This window comes from Shewanella sp. UCD-KL12, from assembly GCF_001957125.1.
Classification (GTDB): domain Bacteria; phylum Pseudomonadota; class Gammaproteobacteria; order Enterobacterales; family Shewanellaceae; genus Shewanella.
This window is the reverse complement of the sequence record NZ_MPHJ01000006.1, coordinates 273,697-296,300: the sequence shown is the minus strand read 5'-3', so window position 1 is coordinate 296,300 and position 22,604 is coordinate 273,697. Positions and strand designations below refer to the sequence as shown.

The following is a 22,604-nucleotide window of genomic DNA, read 5'->3' as shown; positions in this document are numbered from 1 at the left end:
TTTTTTGCTGCTTTTTATTGCTTTTTTGTGTAGAGGGGGTAGGTAATTTGTTTTATGATGTTTAATCTTTGCTCTTTTTAAGTAAACCAAGGTTATACATTATGGATTTAGGACTGCAGAAGTTTCTTTTAGGCGACTGGTTAGTTGATCCTGTTCATAATTTGATAGTTAAAGCAGATGGTTCAACCGAAACTTCCCGAAAAATAGAGAAGAGACTTATGCAAGTTCTCATTGTTCTTGCTGAGGGAGCTGAGCATGGAGCGAGTAAGGAGGTACTGCTGCAGAAAGTATGGCCTGGGAAAGTCGTTACAGATGAAGCTATCTCTGTGGCTATAAGTCAGCTACGAAAAGCCTTAGGCTGTAATGCGAGGGCTCCCAAATACATACAAACTATTACTGGTTATGGTTTTAAGTTATTGCTTGTTGCAGAGGAAAGCTCTTTACCTCTATCTTCTGAGCAAGCTATTCAGGCTAGCTTTTCTGAGTCTAAGTGGTATCAAAAACCTAGATTTAAACTTCTATGTTTATTTTTGACTTTAGCTTTCATTTTACTGTTCAGTGCTTTTGATTTTGAGGGTAAAAATAGTAGAACTGAATTATTAAATAACGAACGCTTTTCTAAAGCCTTGTTTTTACTTCAAAGAGGTCCAGAAGATGCTAAAGAAGCAGAGATGTTGTTGGTTGGTTTAGATAGCGATATTCCTAACAATGCAGAAATATTGAATGCGCTTGGAAAAGCCAAATACTTTCAGTATGGAGAGGTTGAAAGCTCAAAAAAAGAGGAGCTATTAAGCCAAGCTAAAAATGCCTTCGAAAGAGCTATTGAGATAAATCCCGAACTAGCAGATGCTTATTTACAACTCGCATTAATCAGTATTAGGCAAGATAGAGATCTAACTTCCGCAGAGAGTTATTTAGTACAGTCGATTGCTCTGAATCCTGAACAAGTGATTAGCCATATACAGTATGCGTCAATCTTGCTGAGTCAAAGACGATTCGATGAAGCGCTTCATCATAATAAAATTGCTCAATCTATAGACCCTAAACATTACTCATCGGCAGCAATTGAATGGGTATACAACATGGCTGAGGAGTTTGAGTTGGCTAAAAGGGAACTGGCCAAGCTTTATACTCTCGAACCCGATTCTAGTGTATATAACAGATCAGCGATGAGGCTATTTGAGAGTATGGGGGATGAAGAAAGAGCTTTTCATCACTACCTTATAGCTTTTAAAGAGGCTGGTTATAGTCAGCTGGAAATAAGTGACGTTTCACTTGAGTTTGAAAAAGATGGGCTAAAGGGCCTTAATCACTGGCTTGCTAACGTGAAAAAGGAGCAATTAGATATAGGACAATACTCCCCACCTATATCGACGGCTCGTTACCATATTGCTGCTGGAGAGCTAGGTAAAGCATTAGATTATTTAGAGTTAGCCTATCAGCAAGAAGACTTAAGGTGTCTATGGTTTAACTCAGATCCTAAATATAAATCTTTATATGGATTACCTCGATTCGAAGCTCTTATAAAAAACATAGTAAACTCAACTGGTTAAAGTCTGTTATTGAGTCTTAAGCTTTTCTTTATATTTTCTTCAAGGTTTATACCTCTTGTGTCCCTATTCTTTGGCTAAATTAATTACAGACAAGATAAGCAGGGAATGAAAACCATAACCAAATTTATAAGCATACTTCTCGCATTTACGATGTTGGCATGTGGTGGCTCATCCGATAGCAATCAGGTGATGACTCCTACAGGCAACACTCCTGTTGAAGAGACTCGGACACCAAGTCTCGAATCTTACTTGTGGGCAATTGATGCTGGAAGTGGCATTAAATCTACGGCAGCTTTATCAGGCACTACAGCATATATAGGAACTGATAGTGGCGTTGTACTGGCTGTTAATCAACTCGATGGTAATGATATATGGCGAAGAGAGTTAGGCGGGAAGATCTCTGGTGGACTTCTTTACGTTGAGGGTAAGTTACTAACCCTTAATGCCGATGGGATTTTATATGCTCTCGATGGGGAGACTGGAGATACAATCTGGAGTCTAGCAACAGCTGGAGAGTCATTTTATGATCGTTGGGATTACCACACAAATACACCCATTGAGCAGGATGGTGTTGTTTATATAGCCTCGAGGAGTGGTGTTTTCTCCGCGTTAAATCTTGAGAATGGTGATGAGAAATGGTCTTATGACTTAAAATCTAACCTTCGTGGTACCCCTGTTGTTATAGGTGACACTGCATATCTAAGTTCAGAAACTAGCGTGATGAGCATCAACTTACTTGATGGAAGCCAGAATTGGTTTAGAACGGCAAGTCTGCCCACCTCTCCACAGGTCGCTAATGGTGTGGTCGTAGTTGGTTCGAGAGACGGTAATGTATTTGGTTTTAACGCGCTCAATGGTGAGACGCTTTGGGCTGTATCTCATAGTACCAGTTGGGTCACAGGAAATGCACTCATACAGGATGATGTCGCCTATATTGGTAGTTCTGATAATTACCAATTTCAGGCAATTAACCCTACCTCTGGAGAGGTTTTGTGGGCGATAAATTCTGGGATGAATGTTTTTTCTAAGCCTTTCATTGATAATAATATTATATATATGACTTCTGCAAATGCTTATGGCACGCCAGGCAGGGGCTATATCAAGGCGATGACTTTGGTTGGTGAAGTTCTGTGGAGTATAGAAGGTCGAAACTTTATCGGATCACCAATTGTTAGAGATAATCAACTTTATGTCGGCAGTGATGATGGTTTTTTCTATTCGATTAGCACAACTGAAAACAAGTGATAAAGAGTGAGCCTATTGGTTTACTCTGTGCCCAAGTCGTTGCTCTTCTTAAATTAAGGCTCACTTAGTAATATAGCCATGTGCAGTGTATTGCAGTAGCTAGGCTTATTTCTAAGCCACTAGCTTTTTGGTCATAAAATATTTGCAGCCGGTTTTTGGGTAGGCTTCTTGTGTCCATTGCAATACATAGCCTCTGGCTTCATAGAAAGGACGGGCTTGGAAATTTAGGGTATCTAGAATGGCGTATATGCAGCCTCGCTCTGTGGCTATAGCTTCTGCTTGTGCCAGAAGTTGTTCGCCTATACGTTGACCTCTGAGCGATTCACTGACCCATAGGTTGTCTATCTGTAACCAGTTGCCAAATGTTCTTGCAGAAAAACCTGCGAGTAAATTACCGTTTTCATCTTCAAGCTTTAGTCCTAGAGGTATGCGCTCAGAGACCTCCCAACGCTGCCAGTTAAATTCTGCAATTTTTTGTTCGACGCTATTGGCGAACTCTTGGGTGTCATCGAACGTGAAGGTGTGGCTCATGATAGTTTCTCATCTTGAAATATTATGCTGAGAGCATAAACTAAGCTTTGTTATGTGATAAGTGCATAATTTGCATTTGGAGATGAAGCTTGTGCATAGTATTTTGCAGCGATTAGATTTAAACCTACTTAAAGTCTTTAATGCCCTCTATTTACACCGCCATGTTTCGAGAGCGGCGAGCTCTATTCACCTTAGCCAATCGGCATTCAGTCATGCGCTAGCGAGATTACGGGTTCAACTAGAGGATGAGCTATTTGTTCGTAGTCATAGTCAGATGATCCCTACCGAATATGCAATGAGTATTCATCTTCCTGTCACTGAGGTGTTAGCGACACTCAATACATGTTTTGGACAGAAGGCAGAATTTGAGCCATCTAAAAGTAAACATGAGTTTAATTTTGCGGTAACCGACTTTACCACCCTCTTAATGATGCCAAGACTAATGACTCATCTTGCGCAAGTTGCACCAGAGGTGAGGGTTAATTTAACCAACCATGAAACTAAGTTGCCAATTAGCGCATTTGAGAGCGCAGATATCGATTTCTCTTTGGGGTTTGCTCATGGGGAAGTTGAGTCGACTCGGTTAATTAATGAGTGGGTGTGGTGGGAAGATTGTTACTGTACGCTTGCAAGTAACAAGTTGGCTAATTTAGATCTTGAAACCTTTCTTCAGCGAAAGCACATCTTAGTCTCTCCATGGGGCGAGAGAAGTGGTGTGGTAGATAAACAATTGAGCTTGTTAGGTCAACGCCGTGAAATTGCAATTCAACTGCCTAATGTGATGAATGCACCGTTTCTCGTTGCTGATTCAGAATTATTGATCACTTTACCTAAGTTTGCGGCGCTCGCACTGCAGGGGCAGCTTCCTATTGCACTATTTGACGTACCGTTTGATATGCCAAAGTATCAGCTTAAAGTGTTTACTTATGCTCCTACCCAAGCAAGTCCTGCTAATCGTTGGATGCTAGCCCAGTTAAGGCAGCTTTTTATGGCACAAAAGTGACACCATAAAACCTGTGTGTGTTTTTAATTCACTCTTGTATAGCACTGATAATGGAGATGGTGAGTCTGATCAGGTACAATACCGCCTTTGTCAGTATAATAAGAGAACGAAATGGAAACCCTTAACAGCCTTTACCCTGCTATCAAGCATATTCATTTAACCTTTATTGCTATTAGCGTCCTGTTCTTTTTAGTTCGTTTTGTTCTTCATATGCGTCAATCTCCAATAATGGACAAGAAGATAGTGAAAATTGCGCCTCACGTAATTGATACTTTCCTACTTCTTTCAGGCCTCACCTTATGCGTTATTATCATGCAATATCCTTTTGCTGATACATGGCTAACCGAGAAGCTTGCTGCAGTTGTTGCCTATATTATTTTGGGTGCAATCGCATTGAAAGCTAATCGTGGCAAGCTATTTAAAGTGTTTGCAGCTCTTGGTGCACTATCTTGGGTTGTGTATGCCGCAAAACTGGCTGTATTTAAACAGGCGATAATAATAGGCTAATGACAACATTAACTCTGAACGACACGATACAGCTGCCAGATTTGGCATTTGATATTACTCAGCATTTAGGTTTTTCAAAGCAAGAAGCTGCAAAATGGGCTTGGCTTGAAATAGCTGGATCAGTATTAAGCCATTATGTTGTTGATCGTCATCAACGACTCGAAGGCCTACTCCACTGGTTTTATAAAGATTTAGGTTTTTGCGTCCGTGAGTCTTACTACAGTGTTGAAGCTGCAGATCTTGGCGCTTGCGTGATCACTCGTCAGGGGAATAGCACCACATTAGCAACCTTGTTAATGTTGCTGGCTAAGCAGTTAGATCTTAAGTTAGAGCCACTGCTACTGCCTGGTACAACCGTACTTTGCAGCAGAATTGATGACGAAATTCGTTATATCGACCCTTTGACTGGTGGTGAACTATCTCGACACCAGTTGCATGTGTTGGTACGTGGAGAGCTAGGCAATGGTGTTGCTTTTAAGCCTAGATACCTGAAACCTGTTAGCTTGAAGCGTTTACTCTCTCGAATGATCCATGAGCTAAAGGCCGGCAGTATTGTATCTCATCAATACGAGGCTGCTATGGAGTGCTGTAACTTACTGCTTCAGTGGCACCCTGATGATCTCAACCTAAACCGTGAGCGAGCCTTTATCGCGCAGCAGTTAGGCTGTATCAGTGTTGCCGCTGCAGATCTAAAGCACTTTGTCGACAATAGTCCTCATGACCCAGTGATTGAGCTGGTAAAAATGCAGCTTAAAGAGCTCAAGGATGAAAGAGAGATCTATCATTAAATACCCGGAGGCAAGCTATCAGGCTTGCCTCTTTTATGTTTATCTATCTTGCGCTTGTTTTTTAACTGTCAAGCATCGCCTGAAGCAAGTATGGATATCCTATCAAATCTAGTAAATCGTAGCTTTAAGCAAAACTAGAAGCTAGAAATAAGCAACGACAAACAATCAACAAAAATAAGCAAAACAAAAAAATAGAATAATAATGCTATCGTAGGGGAGATATCACAGCATGAGCAGTACAGCTTTAGTGACAAATGACGCCACAGCCTTAGGTCTGCTGGCCGTCGTATTAGGTTTTGTATTTTATACCAGTAACAGTAAACATCCATTTTGGACCAAGTTCTATAAATTTATCCCAGCGCTATTAATGTGCTACTTCCTACCTTCACTGCTCAATACGTTTAATATTATCGATGGTCACGCATCTCAACTCTATTTTGTTGCGTCTCGTTACTTACTACCTGCTTGTTTAGTGCTATTGATATTGAGCGTCGATCTCAAGGCTATCTTGTCCCTGGGGCCGAAAGCGATAATCATGTTCTTAACTGGAACCGTAGGTATTGTGATTGGCGGCCCTATCGCATTACTTATTATCTCGGCTATTAACCCTGATGTGTTAGGTGTTACAGGGCCTGAAGCTGTGTGGCGTGGCATGACAACCTTAGCGGGGAGTTGGATTGGTGGTGGAGCTAACCAAGCCGCAATGAAAGAGATTTATGAGGCTGGTGGGGATATCTTCTCTATCATGGTGACTGTTGATGTTATCGTTGCCAATATCTGGATGGCAGTCCTTTTGTTTATGGCGTCAAAAGCCAAACAGATCGACGCCAAAACGGGCGCGGATACTACTGCTATTGAAGATTTAAAGGCTAAAGTTGAAAAGTATCATGCTGAAAATGCACGGATACCAAGCCTTAATGACCTGATGATGATCGTCGCGATAGGCTTTGGTGTGACAGGTCTGGCTCACCTTATTGCTGATTTTCTTGGTCCATTTTTTGAAGCGAACTATCCCTGGACACGTGATTACAGTCTGACCTCTAAGTTTTTCTGGCTCATAGTTACAGTAACCACGATTGGTTTGGCTATGTCATTTAGCCCTGTACGCCATATAGAAGCGGCAGGCGCTTCAAAAGTTGCATCGGCATTCCTCTATATTTTAGTGGCTACCATTGGTCTGCATATGGATGTCTCTAAGCTCGCCGACCCTGACAACTTATGGTATTTCGCTATAGGTATTATCTGGATGATCATTCATGCGAGCTTTATGCTTATTGTGGCTAAGATCATCAAGGCTCCGCTGTTTTATATGGCGGTTGGTAGTCAAGCTAACGTAGGTGGGGCTGCATCTGCCCCCGTTGTCGCTGCGGCTTTCCACCCAGCATTAGCGCCCGTGGGTGTACTACTTGCTGTATTGGGCTATGCTGTTGGGACATACATGGCTTGGATGTGTGGTCAGCTACTACAGTTAATTGCATCTTAAGTTGAACGATCGGCATTACAGCATGCTGTTGGGCACTTTTATTTGGAAATGATGTGGCTTGGATGTGTGGTCAGCTACTACAGATAATTGCATCTTAAGTTGAACGTTCGGCATTACAGCATGCTGTTGGACACTTTTATTTGGAAATGATGTGGCTTGGATGTGTGGTCAGCTACTACAGATAATTGCATCTTAAGTTGAACGTTCGGCATTACAGCATGCTGTTGGACACTTTTATTTGGAAATGATGTGGCTTGGATGTGTGGTCTGCTACTTCAGCTCATTGTGTCATAGGGCAAAGATGTGGTTTGGATGTTGGTTAGTTACTACAGAGCATTATAAGTCTGCTACTTAGCGGCAGCTTAACAACAAATTTTGATAATGCCGAGGCGCTGGCCTTGGCTCTTTTAGAGAGAAGTACTGATGAGTAATAAAATCATAAGTCTAGGTTCTATCGAGATCGCTAACGATAAACCTTTTGTGTTATTTGGTGGCATGAATGTGCTTGAGTCTCGTGACTTGGCAATGAAGATTGCCGAGACCTATGCTGAAGTCACTCAGAAGCTTGGTATTCCTTATGTATTCAAAGCCTCTTTCGATAAGGCTAACCGCTCTTCGGTGAACTCATACCGTGGTCCAGGTATGGAGGAGGGGCTGAAGATATTTGAAGAGATTAAAAAGACCTTTAACCTGCCTTTGATAACAGATGTACATGAGATCCACCAATGTGCACCCGTGGCTGAAGTGGTTGATATCATTCAATTGCCCGCCTTCCTTGCTCGTCAAACCGACCTTGTTGTCGCCATGGCAAAAACAGGCGCTATCATCAATGTGAAAAAGCCGCAGTTTTTAGCCCCTCATGAGATGCGTCATATCGTTACTAAGTTTAATGAAGCAGGCAATGATGAGATCATCCTTTGTGAGCGTGGCTCTAGCTTTGGCTACAACAACTTAGTTGTCGATATGCTGGGTATGGATGAGATGAAGCAGACTGGTTACCCAGTTATTTTCGATGCGACCCATGCCTTGCAGCGCCCTGGTGGCCGAGCTGACTCTGCTGGTGGCCGACGCGCCCAAGCGACTGAACTTGCTCGTAGTGGTATGGCATTAGGCTTAGCGGGCTTGTTTATCGAAGCGCATCCAGATCCTGATAATGCCAAGTGTGATGGTCCATGTGCATTGCCATTAAATCAACTAGAGAACTACCTAACTCAAATGAAAGCAGTAGATGATCTAGTTAAGTCATTTGATGCGATTGATACGAGTAAGTAATATCTAGCTTAGTGAGTTAAGCCTCGGAAAACCCCTGGGCTTTCTATTATCTCTTTTTCATCCAGACCAATTAGAGAGCATACAGGCTCAAATGAAAGCGGTAGATGATCGAGTTAAGTCATTTGATGCGATTGATACGAGTAAGTAATATCTAGCTTAGTGAGTTAAGCCTCGGAAAATGCCGGGGCTTTTTATTATCTCTTTTTCATCGGCATTAAGCTTTATTACAGTTTGTGGCTGTATTGTGCTGCTATATTAAAAAAGTTGCGCCTTTCATATATCATCACTTGATAATGAAAGCGCGAGACAATGATAACTTGAAGGTGAGGAACTATGGTGAATGAACAGGGTGCTCCAGGGAAACTTGGGCGAGTATTAGATGGTATTGAAAAGGTTGGTAATAAACTGCCAGATCCTGCCATGCTATTTCTAATTTTACTTTTTGCTGTGTGGGGATTATCTGCACTACTATCAGGTGTCAGTTTTGAAGCGATAGATCCTCGTACTAGTTCACCCATTGAAGTTAAAAACCTGCTGAGTGCAGAAGCACTGACTCACTTTTTGACAAGTATGGTAACCACCTTTACCGCGTTTGCACCTTTAGGGGTCGTATTGGTCGCCATGTTAGGTGTGGGCGTTGCAGAGCATTCAGGCTTTATCAATACCGCACTTAAAAAGATGCTTAAAGTGACACCGCTTAAGTTTTTAACGCCGGCAGTGGTATTGGTGGGAATTATCTCTCATACCGCAACCGATGCAGGTTATGTGGTGGTAATACCTTTAGCTGGCGTTATCTTTTTCACTGTTGGACGTCACCCATTAGCAGGTATTGCAGCAGCGTTTGCTGGTGTATCAGGGGGATTCTGCGCTAACTTTATCCCATCGGGTATCGATCCACTTTTGCAAAGCTTTACTCAGTCGGCGGCGCAAATTGTCGATCCAGATATTCAGATTAACCCATTGAACAACTGGTTCTTCGCGGCGTCGTCTTGTATTCCTATCGTGTTAGTTATCTGGTATTTAACCGATAAGGTGCTTGAGCCGAGGTTGAACAGAACTCACAAGGTCAATACCGATGAGGTTGACGTGCCTTCAATGGAGGAGAGCACGCCCAAGGAGGAGAAGGCATTCCTTGTTGCCAGTCTAGTAATGCTAGCGGCTATGGTAGGTTTCTTCTCGCTGACTATCTCGGAAACGTCAACACTGCGTGATGCCAATGGCTCTCTCACCAGTTTTAGCGCCCCTTTAATGCAATCTATTGTGCCATTAATCTTTATCTTCTTCGTGATCCCAGGTGTGATCTACGGGTACATGACAGGCACGTTTAAGAACTCTAGTGATGTGGTACAAGCCATGTCTAAGTCTATGAGTGGTATGGCACACTACATAGTGATGGCGTTCTTCTGTGCGCAGTTTGTTGCAGCATTTTCAGCATCAAACCTTGGCGCCTTGATTGCTGTAGAAGGGGCGAGCGGGCTTCAAGCGATGAATCTCCCTGCTGAAGTTACTGTGGTTGGTATGATCATTCTAGTGGCATTTGTGAACCTGTTTGTCGGCTCATCGTCGGCTAAGTGGGCGTTGATTGGTCCAGTTTTAGTGCCTATGCTGATGCAGCTAAATATTAGCCCTGATCTATCACAAGCGGCATATCGTGTCGGTGATTCTAGCTCCAATATTATTACGCCTCTGATGCCTTACTTCCCGCTGGTTGTTGTTTACTGTCAGCGGTATGTGAAGAATATTGGTATCGGAACCTTAATCTCTATGATGTTGCCATTTAGTCTTTGCTTACTGGCACTCTGGAGCAGTTGGTTATTGATCTACTGGTCGATTGGTATGCCATTAGGATTAGGTGCGAGTTATACCTACGGGTAATAAAGGTTAACTTTAGCCCTAAATTTAACGGTTAGCGTATCTAAAAAGGCCTCGAATTTATCGAGGCTTTTTTATGCTCTGATCGCACTGAACTGATAAGGGGCGGGTTGCGACAACGGGTATTCATAATACTAATAATGAGTATTTCTAACTTTCCTGTATAACACCTCGTTTGTACTAAGGTGATGGGATATCCTTCTCTATCAACTCTTCCTATCGCAGTCATCTATGTGGATCTTGTTTACCTTGCTCGCTGCATTTATGCAGGCGTGGCGTAACGCATTTCAAAGTCAGCTCAGCAAAGAGGTTAAGGTCGCTGGAGTGACCTTAGCAAGGTTTCTATGGGCAGCCCCCATTGCTGCGCTCTATCTGGTTTGCTTATATCTATGGCAACCCGTTGGCTGGCCTGATATCACTGCTGAGTTTTCTCTGTATGTGCTGGGCGCCTCTGCGGGGCAGATATTGGCAACGGTTTTGATGGTAAAGCTATTTAAACTGAAGAACTTTGCCATAGGTGCAGGGCTTGCAAAGAGCGAGGCCTTGGTCGCTGCGTTTCTTGGGGTGCTATTTTTTGGTACTCAGTTAACAGGACTAGGCTGGTTAGGTGTGATCATAGGCGGGCTTGCAGTTTTCATGATGAGTAGTGCGAAAGGTTTCAAGGATATATCATTTAAAACAGCGCTTATTGGTATAGCTTGTGGGACTGGTTTTGCTTTGACGTCACTGTGGGTACGAGAAGCAAGTTTAATATTGAACCTGCCTTTTCCACATCGTGCTGCCTGGGTACTATTGTTTGTGATCACACTGCAAACCATTGTCTTGCTTGTTTACCTTTTATATACCGATAAGCAAACCTTACTAGATCTAATTGATAGACCTAAGCCCACCTTTTTGATTAGCTTTACCAGTTGCATAGGCTCTATTGGATGGTTCAGTGCCATGTCACTTCAAGCTGTACCCTATGTGAAAACCTTAGGTCAGATAGAGGTGTTTTTTACCCTCTTAATATCTATGTTTTGGCTTAAGCAGAAGGTGGCAATTAAAGATATGCTTGCACTTATTTTGATTGCCTTGGCTGCCATCATGGTCGTTTGGCGCTAAGCCATTAAGATTAATGGCTGCTTAAACAGGCTTAGCGAAAAAACCTAGGGCTAGTAATAATCACTAAATGTGCAATCAAAATGCCAAATGTCGCACCCGCAAGGATATCGCCAAGGTAGTGATAATTTAGCCCAAGTTGGCCTATTATCACCGCAAGCATACAGGCTAACCAAAGCGGAGCTAGCCTAGGTAGGTGGTAGAGTAATACGCTTGCCAAGGCAAAGGTAAATAGCGTGTGACCAGACGGAAAAGAGTTATAGGCCGCTCCACTGGCAAAGGGACTAAATTGCTCCACACCGTGGCTTATCCAAGAGGGGTTACTGCCAAGTTCAATATCATTAATCCAAGTCTCTGGCCAAGTGCGGCCAAAGATAAACTTAGCACAGACCCTAACTGCCGAGGCGATGAGCAGGGTGGCTAGGAGTTGGAGCGCGAGGTGCTTGAATCTATGACGGCATTTTTTGAATAAACAGCTGAGAATAATAAGCCCAGATATTAGCTCCAGTAATATCGGTGCATTACTGAAGTAGTTGAGCAAACTGGCTGTATTGTTCATTGCATGCATCTGCTCTGCAATTGACCTATCCCAGAAGTTTATACTTATGAGTATCAATAGCAGCATCAAGCCGTAGCCAAGGCTTGCCAATAGCTTATGCTTCGAAGAGAGGGGTTGAGCCATGATTTTTGTGTTCAGCTTTTCAGGTAACATCCTTGGGGCTTGATGGTAGCAGGCTGTAGGTATGATTCCTATTTAACTTGAATTCACTATTATATTTTCATCTCATTGTGTTTTTCTTTATGTGCGTAAACTCTCAATCAAGTAATTCAGCTTTTGCGCTGATTCAGTGGGCGCTTGTTGCTGTAGGCAAGGTGTGTATTTTGCGGGTTTTATCCATTGCCTAGTTACTAACTCATCAATTAGATCAAGATATTGATGGCTTGTTTTACCCACAAATAGGTTAGTTAAGTCACGTTGGTTTGAAAGAGAAAGCATCTGCAGAAAACCGCTTAAGTAAAGATGGTCTTTGGTAAAACCACCGCCTCGGTATACCCGAGCGGTTGTGGTGAATGCCGCATCATTTTCCATAGAAAGCTCATCGACCAAGTAACTGTATGTTTGATAAAAGTCTTGCTCTTTTATCATCGAATTCACCGCGAGCACCCGGCAAGCTAACATATTGAGGCGAGAGTGAGCCATATGGCCTGATGCCAACTCAGCGAGTATCGCCAGTCCCTCTTGAGTTTGGGTGGTGCCTGGAAGCCCCAAACGCAATATTTTAAGCCCCTGAGATTTTGAATTAAGGCTAGTAGCCATATGTACCCCAAGTTCGTGGGCTATCAAACGCTGTACTTCAGATGCGCTAAAGTTCGCGTTTAGATTCACCACTAATTGAGTTGGCGATGACTTTATCATTGCCTTGGCGAGCAGTGAGGCACTTAGGCTAACATTGCTGTTCATTCCCCAAGCTTTGGCTTGTGTAGACATCAGCTCTGCGGCATCACTGGCAGACAATAATCTCTCTTCAGGCTCAGGGAGTGGTTTAGCATAAAGCAGGAACTGGGCGTTATTAATAGCGTCACTATCAGGCTTACCGTAATACCCGAGTGAGTGATGCAGAAATCTGTCAGTCGCCACACTGGTAAGCAGATCAACTTGAGAACTAAGGTTATTGATTATATCGCTGTAGAGTCTCTTTACTGCAGGGTCGGATATTTTATGAATATCAAGCCGGTACAATTGGCGTTTGAACTCATTTGCATCAAGGGTAAGCTGCAGATAGGTAAACTTAGGTTTGAACCGACTAGGAGCGGAGAGGAAGCGCTTTTTCTCACTGACTAAGTTTTTAGGGTTGATGTACTTCAAGGTACTGAACTTTTGTGACAAGCGGTATAGCTGGGTATCTAAGGTTAAAACATATGGGTCTATTGAGGAGCCGAGCATATCTGCTTTTGTTAACTTTTTATTGGCACTCGTAACACGCTGAAGGTACGCACTTGTTCCACTCAAACTGTTTTTAAGTCCAAGTTTTAATGCATCTATCACTAGCGGGTAGTGGTGAGTCCCGCTCTCATCCATATATAGTCGGCTTATCTCTATTGGGATTATCAGTGTCCGTTCAAACTCTGTATTGGTGTGGGTTGCGAGAAAGTTCGCCTTGAGGCTTTGAGTTTGTATGCTGCAGAGCGTTTTTACATTGGGGATCGTTATTTGGCCTAGATTATATTTCAGTTTATCTACAACTGAGGCCCAGCGGTTTAGATTGAGCTGAGAGCTATCAATGATAAAGGTTGGCATATCATTGCCAGCCACAGTTTGTGAGCTTCTTATGTCGAAAACGATGATGTGTTTATACAGGGATTCTAGTTTTCTAAGCAGCAGGTCATAGACTTGAAAGAAATAGCTATGTTTTAACTGAGCCGATTTAACCTGTTTATTCGTTAGCTTGTTTCGCCAAAGCGGGGTATTTGCTGATGTCTGGTAGCGAGTACAGAGCGCTTTGGGCTGATTAAGATCATATTCAAATAGAGAGTCCAGGCAAATAAGTGTGATTGGTTGAGCGTCTATGAGCTCATCACATAGTGGCGATCCTCCAAGGTAGCGCTCTGATTCATTGAGTGTGCATACTTGTTTGAGTGATTGTGGCAATTGCTTGCCGGAGTGAATACTGGCACAAATTATTGGCAGGTAATTTTCAATTTTTATGAAGCAACCAGACTCAGCCAATATGCCACACACTGGCTGGGAGTGATTGATTAAATTAATGATTTCATCTAATTGGTAAATCTGCATCGGTATCGCTCTAAGACAGTGGATACGCCAAGAGACAAGCCTCTTGGCGTATGGGATTCTATTATTTTTTAGGCGTGAGCCATAAGTGGTGAAGCCTGGGTTAGCAAAGGTGCAACAGCAACTTCGAGGGTAGTATCATGGTGACGTTTATGGCTACTGCTATTGAGGCTGTGAAAACGTTTAGGTTCACGGGTCAGTTTGATGTACTTAATCCAAACGAGTTCTAGTTTTGTTTTGGCTTTTTGAGGTTGTTTTAATACACGTAAGAAGTTGTCCTCTTCGATCGTTAATGGCTCTAGCGTTCCTATCTCTAGTGCCTGCATTGTATCGCCATATAACCCCAATAACTCAGCCTCCAGCAGGGTAAAGTCACCGGACTTTCTAAACCCTCTGGGGAAGTTAATATCATCATGAAAAGCTTTTTGACCAAAGCGAAATGAATCTTCAGACATTATGACCTCTACCCTGTTAAATAATGCAAAGTGCAAATGAGCAACAGCTGAGAAGTTAGGCGTTTTGTTGCTAAAAGAGAAACAAATGTTTTTTGTCGTCACCATAACTTTTCCCTGCTATTCTCCGGCTCCATAAATAAGAGAGTAAGAGATGGACGTAAAAGTTTTTAAAACATTTCTCGAGGTCGCTAAGACTCGTCATTTTGGTAAAGCTGCCGAAAACCTCTATATCACTCAGGCTGCAACAAGTGCCCGAATTAAACAGTTGGAACAGTTTTTCGATACCAGTTTGTTCGTGAGAGACAGAAACAATATCAAGATGACCTGCGCAGGTTCGCGTTTGGTTAGCTATGCCGAGGTGATGGTTAATACCTTAGAAGCTGCAAAAGCTGAACTCGCGCTGGGCGACGATAAAAGTTTACAGTTAATGTTAGCTGGCACTCCCAACATTTGGGATGCATACCTTCAGAAGAGCTTGAGTCAAATTGCCGAGGCTTTCTCTGGTTATGGGTTTCAAGCTGAAACCTTGGCGCTTGCTCAGTTGAACCGTCAGCTGTTGGAAAGAACGATTGATATCGCTTTCTCTTTTGACCCTCTTAAGTGCGACGACATAATTAGTAAACCAATAGCACAGACACAATTAGTGCTGGTATCGACTCTTGAGTCGGAGCTAAATACTGCGCTGTCTCATCGTTATGTTTATGTCGATTGGGGGACTCGATTTGCATCCGAGCATCACTTAAGACACCAGGGAATGCCAGCGCCTTATCTGCGTACCTCGACGGGGCGCATTGCATTAGATTTCATTTTAGATAGAGGTGGAGCTGCCTATTTACCTCTCTCTCTTGTGCATGAGCTACTGGCCGCTAAGCGTCTTTTCTTGGTTGAGGGAGGAGAGGTATGGTTAAGGCCGATATTTATCAACTACCGACAAGATTCTGCGTCGAGTGAGGCCATATTAAGGGTCGACTCACTGCTAGAGCAGTTACAGAGCTGCTAGGCTCATTTCTGCTTTTTAGCACTGCTCTTTTTCATCGCGATATTGATACACACCATTGCGCCGCCCCATGTGATACATAGGGCGGCGCACATCATTACTAAAGCGCCTGTTGTCATAGGGCGTCCTCCGAGTTGCTTGTAAATAAGTTAATAAACAGAGATACCAATAGCATACTGGCAATCAGTCCCCAGCCTAACAGTAACTGATCGCTAATCGGGTAGTCACCATAGCCATTTTTTATGGTGTTGATTACATTTTTTACTAAGATAATGGCTAGCATTGCAGGGCTGACAAAACGCAAGCAAAGGTCAAACCAAGCGGCAATGGTGAAGTCTGATAAGCGATTGGCATAATCTCTAATATCCGCAATTTTAAATAGCCAAGCTAAAATGATGAGCTCTATAAAGCAGCTAGTTAACAGCGCAATATTATTAATAAAGTAATCAATGAGATCGAGAAGTAGCAGCCCACCACTGGTTGCAAAAGCCATGGAGAGCACAAAGCCTGTCCCGCATACAATAATCGCAGCAGGCTTACGGTTAATGTTGAGCTTGTCTATCAAGGCTGATGTTACTGCTTCAATGATAGATATATGTGAGCTGAGCCCTGCTACAACTAAAGCTAGAAAAAACAGTGGCCCTAAAATATAGGGAGCGGGTAGCAGGTTAATCGCAGCCGGTATGGTCACAAAAGCGAGGCCAACGCCGGAAGATACAACGTCTGTTAACTCTTTACTCTGCTCCTGAGCCATATAGCCTAAAACACCAAAGATCAGTACACCTGATAAAATTGAAAAGCCACAATTGATCAGCACTGTCATAAAGGCGTTGTTGTTGATGTCTGATTTTTCGGGCAGGTAACTGGAGTAGGCCAACATGATGGCGAAGCCGACACTTAAGGTAAAGAATATCTGTCCGTAGGCCGCGGACCACACCTTTGCATCGAAAATTTTACTGAAGTCGGGCTCAAATAGATAATTGAGCCCCTCTAAGGCACCTGGAAGAAAAACGATCCGTCCTATAAGGGCAAGTACCATGATAAATAGTAGCGGCATCATGATTTTACTGGCTCGCTCTATTCCGCCCTTAACACCGGTAAAGATAGCGAGTGAGGTGATAGACCAAGCAATTGTCATAGGAATGGCAATGTGAAGCTGAAACCCTCCTAGTGAGGTCGGGGAGTTATCACTAAGCTGTAGATACTCTTTGAAGAAAAAATGGTTAGTGTCACTGCCCCAATCTTGAGAGATTGAGAAGCTTAAATAGGAGATTGCCCAGCCGATAATGGCCACATAATAGATGGCGATAATCGCCGCGATAAATACCTGAAACCAGCCAAGCCACTCTAACCTAAGGCCATAAGTGTTACCTAGGTTGGCAAATACTTTAGGAGCGGCTCCTCTAAGTCTATGGCCAAGGGAGAACTCCATAATCATAAATGGGATACCAGCTGAGATCATGGCAAATAGGTAGGGAATAAAAAAAGCACCGCCACCATTTTCATAGGCCATATAAGGGAAGCGCCATATGTTGCCAAGACCAATGGCTGAACCTACAGCGGCTAGAATAAAGCCTACTCGTGAGTTCCATTGCTCTCTTTTCATAACTTATCCATTGTTTTCAGTCAGCTGTTACTGAACTAATAGTAGACATAAAACTCATTTACTGCTGCTCAATATCATTCCTGCGCATGACCTACAGCCTAGAAGCTATATTAGTAAGGTGGTATGTAAGCCGTTTAACTGTTAGCTTGGATTTCGTAATTAAAGGAGTTTTATGAAGCTAATTTATTTTTTTATCTTATTGATTATTGGGTTTATGCCTTATCAGGCTGTTAATGCCAAAGAGGTTGTCACTGTTGCTGCTATCGATTGGTGCCCTCAACTTTGCCCTGAAGAGGAAAGTAGAGGTTACGTTATTGATATTATCAAAGCTGTTTTTCGGGATAGTGAGTATCAACTGGAAATTGATTATTACCCTTGGAGTAGAGCGATTTTTTTAGCTGAAACAGGCAAAGTTGACGCACTATTATCTCCCGCTAAAGCAGAGGCTCCAGCCTTACTGTACCCCAATCAAGAGGTGGGGATACAAAGGATGTGCTTCTTTACCCGCCAAGATTCAGACTGGCAATATCAAGGCGTTGATTCTTTAGAGGGCAAGCAGATAGGTATTGCTACTGATACCTCAATCGAAGAGTTAAATGAGTTTGTTGCCAATCACCCTGACCAATTTCAGTATCGGCCCTATTTTGAGCATTATATTGAGCAAAGCGCAGCAAAATTAGATAAGGGAAGGATGGATAGTTTTCTCTTCACTCATAATACAACGGTGTTTGAGTTAAGAAAATTGGGCAAAGGGTTAGCGTACAGAAATGCAGGCTGTGTTAATCGCACTGAAATTTATATGGCATTTACCCCTAAACTGCGTGTTGAGAAAAACCGTGCTGTGATGGCCTTTTTTGACAAGAAAATTAACGAATTGCATCAAGCTGGCGTGATCAGTGAGATCATGCAGTCTTACCAATTAGAGATCTGGAAATAAGGCCTAAGCATACAGGATGCATATCTTTATCGGTATTTAGACTCTAGCCTCTTAACCTGAGTGAGTAACTGCTGATTAGCAGGGACTTCTATCCCAAAACCAGTAGCGATTTTGACGACATACCCATTGATACTATCTATCTCAGTTAAGCGCTCATTTGCGATATCTTGATGCATAGAGGAGAAGTTTTTACTGGTCAGCGCTATAACATCATGCACCCTGTTTGTGAGTGCTAACTTATCAAGCTTAACTCCCGTGGCGAGTGCAACTTCAACGAGTTCATTGATAACCTCATTGATGGTTTGCTGATATTTAGGCGCCGCGAGCGCCCCATTAGGACACTGCTCAATGGCTGTAAGCGGGTTGATTGCTGCATTGATAGCAAGTTTTTGCCAGAGATAAGGTAGAATCGGTTCGCACCATTCACAATTGGGTATCGCATGGCTTAGTCGCTGTTTGAGCTCAGGGGAAAGTAGGGGCTTACAGAGGACTCCTATCTGAGTTAATCCACTACCAGTTTGTTTCAAGTACCAATCAGCCTCCCTGAGGGCTCCTTGAGATGTAGTGCCTAAACTGAGCCCTCTTCCTGATAGTAAAGATTCCACTTCTAGGTGCGGCCCCATGCCGTTATGTAGCAGTAAAACATGGCAGCGCTTTGGCAGTTTATCTATGACACCTTTAAGCGCACCATAGACTTGATATGCTTTGACACAAACGATAAGCAGTCCAGTCTGCTGAGTTAGCACCTGCTCACTTTCGTTTAAATCTGCTGTTGCAAGATTTATCAGTTGAGCTTGTGATTGTTGCAATTTTCCTGCAAGAGGCTGAAAGGTAAGAGTTTGCAGCGCTTGGCTCGGGCTTTTGCTTATAAAGTAGGGCGCGGAGCCTGTTTGAGCAAGTTGATGATAAATTAGCTGGCCAATCGCACCGGCACCAAGAATTGCAATTGAGGCGTTATCGGTTGGATACTCAAGCTGACCTTTAGACATCTAACTCTCTTTAACGGCTAATTAATTGGACTCTTTGAGTTTGGCAGCTTGAAAGTAACGCTGATAACTCCAAAGGCAAAAATAGAAAAGTAATATACCTGTCATATCGGCAATAAAGTCACCTATTGATGCACTTCTATATGGCAACCTAGATTGGATTAATTCAATAAAAACAGCGTAAGCGCCAAGCACTGCGGTGAGCAGGTACCATTTCGGCTTGAAAGCTAAGTAAGTGAGCAGCGATAAACAGAAAAAACTCCCTAAATGGCCGACCTTGTCCATATTGGGGATGAGCTGCGGATAGCTTTGCCTTGAAAATACCAAATAGCTTGTAGCTATTACAGCAAGGGCGAGGGCAAGTCTAAAAATATTTCGTCTTGATATCAAAATTCTGTCGATATTTTTTGGTTTGATTCATCATAAAAAAATGAGCAAGTGTTGTCACCACAAAACTCCTGTTTATCAGGGCCTATTAAGCCGAATTAATTCTGCCGATCATAATAGGCTCGTAAGTGGAACTCTAACTGCATAGTAAAAATAAATACGGTAAACTAGTGCCACTAACAAATGTGAATAGGACACTTGTAATGCCATCAATGGATATAGTTTCAGAAGTTGACGAAGTGGAACTACGTAATGCAGTAGATAACTCGGTACGTGAGTTGAAGTCACGCTTTGACTTTCGTGGGAAAGAAGCGAGCATAGAGTATAAAGATCACGTGGTGACTTTGTCTGCTGAAGATGACTTCCAGTGTCAGCAGCTGGTGGATATTTTACGTATGCAGATGAGCAAACGTAAAGTTGATCCTGCATCAATGGATGTTGATGAGAAAGCTGTTCACAGCGGCAAAACTTTTTCGTTAAAAGTCAGATTCAAAGAGGGCATCGAAAGCCTAATAGCTAAGAAACTAGTCAAAAAGATTAAAGACAGCAAGCTCAAAGTGCAGTCTGCAATTCAAGGAGACTCAGTGCGTGTCACAGGCAAGAAGCGCGATGACTTGCAAGCTGTGATGGCACTGGCACGTGAATCAGACCTAGGTCAGCCATTTCAGTTTAATAACTTTAGAGATTGATTTTTTAGTCGCACCAGCTAACGCTGGTGCCCAATGGTTTTTAAGTTAACTCTTTAGTCTATCTATCTCTTCACTGACTTCATAACCTTTATCTGTAATGATTTTCTCTAATACTACAAGTCGATGCTTAACACTTTCTACTTCGTCAATAAGCTTCATTTTATCACTAGAATCTATTTTTGCTTCAAGTTGTTTCATTCGTAAACGATATTTGAAAAAGTCTGCACCAAATATGGCGAAGAAAACAATAGCGACGATTAGAACTTGACTGATTTCCATATTCTTTCCTTGAATCTCGGTATATTTATAAAAATGTTAAATAGCAATAACTGAGTCAAAATATTAAAGTTAAGTTTTTCAGCTGGTTATAGAGTTATTTATCAACTCGTAGAATGAAGCCTGTTAATACTGTTGGTTTTTTATCATTAATTAGTTATTTTTACCACGTCTTTTAGCTGCCGATTTCGTCGTAGAATAGTCTCATAAGGAAATAACCATTCCATCAGAGATTCGCCTCGAATTATTTTGCCAAAACCTACTCTGAATCGCTCTTTTTCCACTGCTTGGTGTTACATGAACGCCAATATTCCTATTACACCAATCGTACACCTGAATAATAGTGTTAGTGAGGATCCGTTAATAATGTTAAATCAGGCGTGGCTTGATGAAATACCCTTTCAAGAAATCGATCAGTAAACGTAGTTTTTTGGACTCAGCACTGCCTGGTGGAAAAACACCATATACGTGAATATCTTTCAGCGAATACTCATCTAGTACAGAGACTAAGCTTCCTTGTTTAATTTTTGGTTCGGCATCGTACATGGGAATTTTAGCTAAGCCGTGACCGCCTTCGACAAAGGCTGTTCTCGCTGCTGCATTATTAGTCTGAAGTGTACCTTTTACTTCGATACTGAAAGATCGTGTGCCTTTGGTTAATTCAATTGTTCCGGATGTGAGCTTATATATTACCCATTGATGTTTATTTAATTCAGATGGATGCTTGGGAATACCGAATTTTTCAAAATACGACGGAGAGCCACAAAGGCAAGTTGTTAGCGTCGATAGCTTTGTGGCTTGTAGCCCTGAGTCTGGTAGTGGCGCACCTCGAATCGCTAAATCAATACCTTCTTTCATGATATCTACGACTTCATCAGTCAGCATGATATCGAGTTCAATTTTTGGATATAAGGTACGAAACTCGTTGAGAGCAGGAACTATGGTCTGTAGGCCTACATTGACCGGGCAAGTAATTTTTAATATGCCTACAGGCTCATGCTTTAGGTTCTCGATTTGTTGGTTAGCGGCAGATGCTTGCTCAGCAATAACGCGGCAGTGTTGGTAATATTCTCTACCCGCCTCAGTCAGTGAAATCGTCCGTGTAGAGCGATTAAGCAGTTTTATCCCTAAGTGGGCTTCTAGTTTTTTTATATGGTAGCTGACAACAGCACGGGATAAGCCTATACGCTTGGCTGCGGCACTTAATGAACCTTGTTCAATAACTTGTGCAAAAACCACCATACTTTTTAGTTGTTCAAATGAAATATTCACAGCTCAGCTCTCCCTGTTTGTAAAGTTCATTGTATCACTAGTTGATACAATGAAGTTCATTTTATCTGCATTGTATGGGCTGTGAGCTAGGGGTAAACTAGATTTCAAATAACCCCCCCTTGTTATAAATTGAAACAATGAAGGTCTAGAATGAATACTAAGAAAATATTAATGGTGCTAACGTCACATGCAGATTTAGGGAATACCGGAGAGAAAACCGGTTTTTGGGTAGAAGAGTTTGCTGCACCCTATTACACATTCAAAGATGCTGGTATCACGGTAACTTTAGCTTCTCCATTGGGTGGACTGGCACCAATCGATCCTAAAAGTGAATTAGAAGATTTTCAAACCCCTGCAACAGCTAGATATTACGCTGATGATGAGACCCAGAGCCTTATTAATAGTACCCGTGTTTTATCTGATATTAATGCGGAAGATTTTGACGCTGTTTTTTATCCAGGCGGGCACGGTCCGCTATGGGACTTAACTGACAATGAGTATTCGATTCAGTTAATCCAAAGTTTTCTTGCAGCCGATAAACCCGTTGCTACTGTTTGCCATGCGACAGCTGCGATACTCAATGTTAAAGACCAAGACGGTGAGTATGTAATCAAAGGTAAAGCGGTTTCTGGGTTTACTAACAGCGAAGAAGAAGCCGTGCAGTTAACCGATATCGTGCCATTTTTACTCGAAGATGAATTGATTAAACGTGGCGCGGACTTCCATAAAGTTGATGACTGGCAAGCCTTTGCAGTGCAAGACTCATTGATCATTTCAGGGCAAAACCCAGCAAGCTCAACATTAGCGGCGCAAAAGTTATTGAGTGCTATAACGGCATAAGAGTGGCAGAGGT

General features: G+C 42.5%; 23 protein-coding genes. 13 read left to right on the top strand and 10 right to left on the bottom strand.

The genetic code is table 11. The features are described from left to right. Positions 1–101: 101 nt before the first annotated feature. Positions 102–1,553 (top strand): winged helix-turn-helix domain-containing protein, encoded by a 1,452-nt coding sequence (locus BM736_RS13460; RefSeq protein ID WP_076413000.1) that lies wholly within the window; start codon positions 102–104, stop codon positions 1,551–1,553. 105 nt (positions 1,554–1,658) lie between these two features. Further along, complete coding sequence (locus BM736_RS13455) at positions 1,659–2,798, top strand: PQQ-binding-like beta-propeller repeat protein (RefSeq protein WP_076412998.1); 1,140 nt, start codon at positions 1,659–1,661, stop codon at positions 2,796–2,798. 111 nt (positions 2,799–2,909) lie between these two features. Here BM736_RS13455 and BM736_RS13450 read toward each other — a convergent pair whose 3' ends face one another. Continuing rightward, entirely contained in the window at positions 2,910–3,329 is a 420-nt protein-coding gene (locus BM736_RS13450; RefSeq protein ID WP_076412996.1) for an N-acetyltransferase, read from the bottom strand. An 82-nt stretch (positions 3,330–3,411) separates the two neighbouring features. Here BM736_RS13450 and BM736_RS13445 point away from each other — a divergent pair, with 82 nt between their 5' ends. The 7 genes from BM736_RS13445 (at position 3,412) to BM736_RS13415 (ending at position 11,358) form a co-directional block, all read left to right on the top strand. After that, positions 3,412–4,332 (top strand): LysR family transcriptional regulator, encoded by a 921-nt coding sequence (locus BM736_RS13445; protein ID WP_076412993.1) that lies wholly within the window; start codon positions 3,412–3,414, stop codon positions 4,330–4,332. A 111-nt stretch (positions 4,333–4,443) separates the two neighbouring features. Continuing rightward, positions 4,444–4,839: a SirB2 family protein gene (locus BM736_RS13440; protein WP_076412991.1), complete on the top strand. Its 396-nt coding sequence runs from the start codon at positions 4,444–4,446 to the stop codon at positions 4,837–4,839. Further along, positions 4,839–5,627: a tetratricopeptide repeat protein gene (locus BM736_RS13435; protein WP_076412989.1), complete on the top strand. Its 789-nt coding sequence runs from the start codon at positions 4,839–4,841 to the stop codon at positions 5,625–5,627. The genes BM736_RS13440 and BM736_RS13435 overlap by 1 nt, the downstream gene beginning before the upstream one ends. A 229-nt stretch (positions 5,628–5,856) precedes the next feature. Continuing rightward, the gene (locus BM736_RS13430; protein WP_076412986.1) at positions 5,857–7,110 is read left to right on the top strand and encodes a DUF819 domain-containing protein; all 1,254 of its coding nucleotides are present in this window, start codon (positions 5,857–5,859) and stop codon (positions 7,108–7,110) included. Positions 7,111–7,533: 423 nt separating this feature from the next. Beyond that, a complete protein-coding gene (gene kdsA / locus BM736_RS13425) occupies positions 7,534–8,382 on the top strand; it encodes a 3-deoxy-8-phosphooctulonate synthase (protein WP_076412983.1) in 849 nt (282 codons plus the stop codon). 333 nt (positions 8,383–8,715) lie between these two features. Beyond that, positions 8,716–10,257 carry an AbgT family transporter gene (locus tag BM736_RS13420; protein WP_076412980.1) on the top strand — a complete coding sequence of 514 codons (1,542 nt, stop codon included), beginning with the start codon at positions 8,716–8,718 and terminating at the stop codon, positions 10,255–10,257. 228 nt (positions 10,258–10,485) lie between these two features. Next, the gene (locus tag BM736_RS13415; protein WP_076412977.1) at positions 10,486–11,358 is read left to right on the top strand and encodes a DMT family transporter; all 873 of its coding nucleotides are present in this window, start codon (positions 10,486–10,488) and stop codon (positions 11,356–11,358) included. A gap of 31 nt (positions 11,359–11,389) precedes the next feature. On the opposite strand, the gene BM736_RS13410 is transcribed toward BM736_RS13415, so the two are convergent. The 3 genes from BM736_RS13410 to BM736_RS13400 form a co-directional block, all read right to left on the bottom strand. Next, positions 11,390–12,037, bottom strand: a complete 648-nt coding sequence (locus BM736_RS13410; protein ID WP_076412974.1) for a phosphatase PAP2 family protein — start codon at positions 12,035–12,037, stop codon at positions 11,390–11,392. Between the two features lie 117 nt (positions 12,038–12,154). Continuing rightward, complete coding sequence (locus BM736_RS13405) at positions 12,155–14,149, bottom strand: flavohemoglobin expression-modulating QEGLA motif protein (protein ID WP_076412972.1); 1,995 nt, start codon at positions 14,147–14,149, stop codon at positions 12,155–12,157. Between the two features lie 68 nt (positions 14,150–14,217). Next, on the bottom strand, positions 14,218–14,601 hold the full coding sequence (locus BM736_RS13400; RefSeq protein ID WP_083700172.1) for a DUF413 domain-containing protein: 384 nt from the start codon (positions 14,599–14,601) through the stop codon (positions 14,218–14,220). A gap of 151 nt (positions 14,602–14,752) precedes the next feature. Between BM736_RS13400 and BM736_RS13395 the strand changes: the two genes are divergently transcribed. After that, a complete protein-coding gene (locus BM736_RS13395) occupies positions 14,753–15,601 on the top strand; it encodes a LysR family transcriptional regulator (protein WP_076412969.1) in 849 nt (282 codons plus the stop codon). A 2-nt stretch (positions 15,602–15,603) separates the two neighbouring features. On the opposite strand, the gene BM736_RS25005 is transcribed toward BM736_RS13395, so the two are convergent. Together BM736_RS25005 and BM736_RS13390 are read right to left on the bottom strand one after the other, a co-directional pair. After that, on the bottom strand, positions 15,604–15,717 hold the full coding sequence (locus BM736_RS25005) for a MetS family NSS transporter small subunit (protein ID WP_143562394.1): 114 nt from the start codon (positions 15,715–15,717) through the stop codon (positions 15,604–15,606). Beyond that, positions 15,714–17,204, bottom strand: coding sequence for a sodium-dependent transporter (locus tag BM736_RS13390; RefSeq protein ID WP_076412967.1), 1,491 nt, complete (start codon positions 17,202–17,204; stop codon positions 15,714–15,716). Before BM736_RS13390 ends, BM736_RS25005 begins: the two co-directional genes overlap by 4 nt. A 172-nt stretch (positions 17,205–17,376) precedes the next feature. Between BM736_RS13390 and BM736_RS13385 the strand changes: the two genes are divergently transcribed. Then, positions 17,377–18,141 (top strand): ABC transporter substrate-binding protein, encoded by a 765-nt coding sequence (locus BM736_RS13385; protein WP_076412965.1) that lies wholly within the window; start codon positions 17,377–17,379, stop codon positions 18,139–18,141. Between the two features lie 26 nt (positions 18,142–18,167). On the opposite strand, the gene BM736_RS13380 is transcribed toward BM736_RS13385, so the two are convergent. Together BM736_RS13380 and BM736_RS13375 are read right to left on the bottom strand one after the other, a co-directional pair. Beyond that, entirely contained in the window at positions 18,168–19,130 is a 963-nt protein-coding gene (locus BM736_RS13380; RefSeq protein WP_076412963.1) for a ketopantoate reductase family protein, read from the bottom strand. Between the two features lie 21 nt (positions 19,131–19,151). Continuing rightward, positions 19,152–19,517 (bottom strand): VanZ family protein, encoded by a 366-nt coding sequence (locus tag BM736_RS13375; RefSeq protein WP_076412960.1) that lies wholly within the window; start codon positions 19,515–19,517, stop codon positions 19,152–19,154. A 200-nt stretch (positions 19,518–19,717) separates the two neighbouring features. On the opposite strand from BM736_RS13375, the gene BM736_RS13370 reads away from it, so the two are divergent. After that, positions 19,718–20,203, top strand: coding sequence for a YajQ family cyclic di-GMP-binding protein (locus tag BM736_RS13370; RefSeq protein WP_076412958.1), 486 nt, complete (start codon positions 19,718–19,720; stop codon positions 20,201–20,203). Positions 20,204–20,248: 45 nt separating this feature from the next. On the opposite strand, the gene BM736_RS13365 is transcribed toward BM736_RS13370, so the two are convergent. Then, positions 20,249–20,482: a hypothetical protein gene (locus BM736_RS13365; protein ID WP_076412955.1), complete on the bottom strand. Its 234-nt coding sequence runs from the start codon at positions 20,480–20,482 to the stop codon at positions 20,249–20,251. 366 nt (positions 20,483–20,848) lie between these two features. Continuing rightward, positions 20,849–21,751, bottom strand: a complete 903-nt coding sequence (locus BM736_RS13360; protein ID WP_076412953.1) for a LysR family transcriptional regulator — start codon at positions 21,749–21,751, stop codon at positions 20,849–20,851. Between the two features lie 150 nt (positions 21,752–21,901). On the opposite strand from BM736_RS13360, the gene BM736_RS13355 reads away from it, so the two are divergent. After that, the gene (locus BM736_RS13355; protein ID WP_076412951.1) at positions 21,902–22,591 is read left to right on the top strand and encodes a type 1 glutamine amidotransferase domain-containing protein; all 690 of its coding nucleotides are present in this window, start codon (positions 21,902–21,904) and stop codon (positions 22,589–22,591) included. Positions 22,592–22,604 lie beyond the last annotated feature (13 nt).